The 3,580-nt window shown below is 65.4% G+C and carries 6 protein-coding genes and 1 pseudogene; 6 read left to right on the top strand and 1 reads right to left on the bottom strand.

The features are described from left to right. Positions 1-137: 137 nt before the first annotated feature. The 6 genes and pseudogenes from queC to G3446_RS25940 all read left to right on the top strand — a co-directional run bounded on the left by queC (position 138) and on the right by G3446_RS25940 (position 3,062). Positions 138-812 (top strand): 7-cyano-7-deazaguanine synthase QueC, encoded by a 675-nt coding sequence (gene queC / locus G3446_RS25960; RefSeq protein ID WP_164456561.1) that lies wholly within the window; start codon positions 138-140, stop codon positions 810-812. Position 813: 1 nt separating this feature from the next. Next, positions 814-1,281, top strand: a pseudogene (locus G3446_RS29370) (6-carboxytetrahydropterin synthase); the annotation flags it as partial. 83 nt (positions 1,282-1,364) lie between these two features. Next, on the top strand, positions 1,365-1,853 hold the full coding sequence (locus G3446_RS28875) for a 6-pyruvoyl trahydropterin synthase family protein (protein WP_425338438.1): 489 nt from the start codon (positions 1,365-1,367) through the stop codon (positions 1,851-1,853). Beyond that, the gene (queE, locus tag G3446_RS25950) at positions 1,850-2,491 is read left to right on the top strand and encodes a 7-carboxy-7-deazaguanine synthase (protein ID WP_164456560.1); all 642 of its coding nucleotides are present in this window, start codon (positions 1,850-1,852) and stop codon (positions 2,489-2,491) included. The genes G3446_RS28875 and queE overlap by 4 nt, the downstream gene beginning before the upstream one ends. Positions 2,492-2,533: 42 nt before the next feature. Next, on the top strand, positions 2,534-2,800 hold the full coding sequence (locus G3446_RS25945) for a DUF4160 domain-containing protein (RefSeq protein WP_164456559.1): 267 nt from the start codon (positions 2,534-2,536) through the stop codon (positions 2,798-2,800). Further along, entirely contained in the window at positions 2,793-3,062 is a 270-nt protein-coding gene (locus tag G3446_RS25940) for a DUF2442 domain-containing protein (RefSeq protein WP_164456558.1), read from the top strand. The genes G3446_RS25945 and G3446_RS25940 overlap by 8 nt, the downstream gene beginning before the upstream one ends. A gap of 137 nt (positions 3,063-3,199) precedes the next feature. On the opposite strand, the gene G3446_RS25935 is transcribed toward G3446_RS25940, so the two are convergent. Then, a partial coding sequence (locus G3446_RS25935) for a hypothetical protein (RefSeq protein WP_209262641.1) occupies positions 3,200-3,580 on the bottom strand: 381 nt, incomplete at its 5' end.

Here is a 3,580-nt window from a genome sequence, read left to right as displayed (position 1 = left end):
CACCCTGCTGACGCAGGCCGTCCTCGCGCTTTCCGATGCCGTCGAGGCGGTACGGCCAGACCGACAATTTCCACGCCGCAATCCCGGCAAGCTCAAGCCCGGATTCCACCCGGCGTACTGCCGGACGGCTTAAGTCCATGGCATTGGGTCTGGATTCGACGACGGCGCTCGCCATCGCCAAGGACCAGGGCTTTGACCCCTATGCCTTGTCTTTCCGGTATGGCCAACGCCACCAAGTCGAGCTGGAATCTGCGGCCCGAGTCGTCGAGGCTATGGGCGTGGTCGAGCATGTGATCGCCGAGATCGATCTGCGCCGCTTCGGCGGCTCGGCGCTTACGGCAGAGATCGATGTGCCTAAGGAGCGCTCGGTGGAAGCGATGGGGGAGGGGCTTCCCGCCACCTATGTTCCAGCACGCAACACCGTCTTTCTGTCCTGCGCGCTCGCCTGGGCGGAAGTGCTGGGATCGAGCGACATTTTCATCGGCGTCAACGCGCTCGACTACTCAGGCTATCCCGACTGCCGTCCCGAGTACCTCGCCGCCTATGAGCAGATGGCTAACCTGGCGACGGCCGCCGGTGTCGAGGGACGCCAGCACCTCAAGATCCACTCCCCGCCGATCGCCCTCACCAAGGCCCAGATCATCGCCCGCGGCGGCGCCCTGGGCGTCGACTACGGGCTCACCAGCAGTTGCTATGACCCTGCGGAGGATTGCCGACCCTGCGGTCGGTGCGACTCCTGCCAACTGCGCGCCAAGGGCTTCGCCGAGGCCGGACTGGCCGATCCCCTGCTGACCCGCTTCGCCGGAGACTGAGATGACCGAGCGACTCTTCCATCTGGCCGCCGCCCCCTTCGAGGCCGCCCGCCGGGTCGCCATCCTTCCCGAGGGGCACCGCGCGCGGCGCCTGCATGGGCACAGCTTTACGGCTCGCGCGTGCGTCGACCAACTTGATTACCAAGACCTCAACGCCCAGCTTGCGGTCCCCACGGACGAGAACCTGGCACGCTGGATTCGTCAGTGTCTCCCGGTGCCTGGTCTGGCGACCGTCGGAGTCCAGAGCACGCGCGATCAGGGCGCCGACCTCGACGGCGCCGACCATGTCCACGTGTGGCGCCGGTTCCGTTTCGAGGCCGCGCACCAGTTGCCCAACGTGCCCGAGGGGCATCCATGCGGGCGCATGCACGGACACGGGTTCGAGGTCATCCTCCACGCCGATCAGGACCTGGCCGGGCAGGACATGGGCGTCGATTTCGATCAGCTCGAAGCGCTCTGGGCGCCGCTCCACGCCGAGCTGCATCATGCCTGCCTCAACGACATCATGCCTGCCTCAACGACATCCCCGGGCTCGAGAATCCGACCAGCGAATTGCTGGCCAGTTGGCTGTGGGCGCGGCTCAAGCCCCAGCTGCCCGCCCTCTCCTGGATCACCGTCTACGAGACCAGCACCGCCGGCTGCCACTATGACGGCCGGCACTACAGCATCTGGAAGGAGCAGCGCTTCGAGGGTGCCCTCCAACTCCTGAGCGCCCCGGAGGGCGACCCGCGCCGGCGCCTGCACGGTCACAGCTATCTGCTGCGCCTGCACCTGACCGCACCTCTGGACCAGGTCCTCGGCTGGACGGTCGACTACGGTGACGTCAAGACCCTGTTCAAGCCGGTCTACGCGCAGCTCGACCACCACCGGCTCAGCGCGCTGCCGCGTCTGCGCGAGGCCGACCCCGCGAGCCTGACCCTTTGGATGCGTGAGGAAGTCGCCGCGCGGCTCCCGCCGCTCGACCGCATCGATCTACATGAGACCCCCGGCTGTGGGGCCAGCCTCTGCTGGGGGGAGTTGGGACCCGCGCTGCCGTCATGAGCTATCAGGTCAAGGAGGTCTTCTACACCTTGCAGGGCGAAGGCGCCCAGACCGGACGGCCCGCCGTCTTCTGCCGCTTCAGCGGCTGCAACCTCTGGTCGGGCCGCGAGCAGGACCGCGCCGCGGCCCGCTGCACCTTCTGCGACACCGACTTCCGCGGGACCGACGGGGAGGGTGGCGGCACCTTCGCGACGGCCGACGCGCTTGCCGAGCACATCCTCGCGACCTGGACCGCCGGCACCGACACCATCGAGCACCGCTATGTCGTCTGCACCGGCGGCGAGCCCCTGCTGCAACTGGACACCCCATTGATTGCAGCGCTGCACGCGCGCGGATTCGCGGTCGCGGTCGAGACCAACGGCACCCAGCCGGCACCCCCCGGCCTCGACTGGATCTGTGTCAGCCCCAAGGCCGGCGCCCCCTTGCAGCTCATGGCGGGTCATGAGCTGAAGCTCGTCTATCCGCAACCCGAGGCGCTACCCGAGCGCTTCGCCGGGCTCGACTTCGATCACTTCTTCCTGCCGCCGATGGATGGTCCGGAGCGTACCGAGAACACCAACCGGGCGATCGCCTACTGCAAGGCTCATCCGAGATGGCGTCTGAGCTTGCAGACGCACAAGTGGCTGGGCATTCCGTAGATCATGATGCAAGTCCTGATCATCACCTCATGAGCGATTGTGATGCCGGTCATCTCCTACTTCTTCGGAATCTACGTGCGCATGTACTTCGACGATCAGCTTCCTCCACACTTCCATGTGGAGTATCAGGGGGCAGAAGCCTTGGTGGCGATCGAGACCGGAGAGCTGGTCGAAGGTCGACTGCCGAGAAAGGCGGCTAAGCTGATCAAGGAGTGGTGCGCGGATCATCGAGACGCGCTATGGGACAACTGGCAACGCGCGGTCGCCCTTCAGCCGCTGCGGCGAATTCCTGGAGCTGACAATGATTAAGATCGTCAAGGCCGAATCCCTGCGGGATCGTATCATCCGACTGGAGTTTTCGGACGGCACCGCGGGTGACTACGACTTGCAACCCTTGCTTGCGCGGGGCACTGAGATGGTCAGCCCCCTCGAAAGCGACGAGGTCTTCCAACAGTTTTTCCTTGAGCTCGGCGCCCTTTGCTGGCCCAACGGATTCGAGCTCAGCGGCGGGGGCATCCAGCGGCGGTTGCGCGAGCAAGGCAAGCTGCATCCGCTCGATCGCGTTGCCTGAGCTGGCGAAACGGATGGGTGGTTCCATCCCGCAAGGGCCATGCGCTGTCTCACGGTGAATCTCGTGCGACGCGAGCACAGATCCGGCGGGCGCATCGGCTTCAATGATGAGCACATGCGGAGCGGGAGCGGGATCGGTCACGGGGGCGTCGGTCGCTCGGAGCTCGGCTCTCGATGAGTCTCGCGTCCTTTCTTCAGCAATCCTTCGCCGCTCAAGCCCCAATCGGTTGGACGTGTCGTCCCGAAGTGGCTGTACTCTCGAAGGATCTTGAGCGGATCTTGGGATTTGCCCCACGCGCCGACGTGCTGCTTGAGCATGCCGAGACGAACCGGCGGGTTTGGATCGAGTTCGAGATCAGCCGCGCCGATCCCGTCGCCAATCACATGCAGTTTGCGGTCGGGCATCTCTTTGCGCCCCAGTTGCCGGGGGATGCCTTCGTCACGAGGGAATAGGACGCTCCCCCGACCTGACTGCTTACCTTTTGGTTCATGCCTGTCAGCCTCTTTGGCATGTTGCCT

Source organism: Thiorhodococcus minor, assembly GCF_010820565.1.
GTDB lineage: Bacteria > Pseudomonadota > Gammaproteobacteria > Chromatiales > Chromatiaceae > Thiorhodococcus > Thiorhodococcus minor.
The sequence above is the reverse complement of the archived record's forward strand: the minus strand, read 5'-3'. Positions and strand labels throughout refer to the sequence as shown.